Below are 283 nucleotides of genomic sequence, written 5' to 3' on the forward strand. Positions count from 1 at the left end.
CTAGTGTTGAGGACAGAGCCTCAGCCTTTTGGCCATTGGCAAAGGTCAAGGACGGCCAATGCCGCAACCAACCGATGCCGAGGTGCATTTCCTCGTCGGCGCGGATCGAGTGCCGATATCGGAGCGATCGATGACGACGGTGGCAGCGAAGCAGCATCCGAGCGCCGATGATCGCGGCAAGCATGCGAACAGTCCGATTGAGATCCCAGCAAGGGGTTGGAGGGACGTGTTGGTCCGCGCCTGGAAGGAGGGTTCGGCTGACAACATCAGTCTAATTGCATCG

The 283-nt window shown here is 59.4% G+C and carries 1 protein-coding gene; it reads right to left on the reverse strand.

Annotation, left to right across the window (positions count from 1 at the left end):
• Positions 1-184 (reverse strand): hypothetical protein (locus LPN01_RS19025; protein WP_262830001.1); only part of this gene is annotated, 184 nt, incomplete at its 3' end.
• Positions 185-283: the final 99 nt, after the last annotated feature.

The sequence above is a fragment of the Sphingomonas sp. A2-49 genome, assembly GCF_025548555.1.
Classification (GTDB): Bacteria; Pseudomonadota; Alphaproteobacteria; order Sphingomonadales; family Sphingomonadaceae; genus Sphingomonas.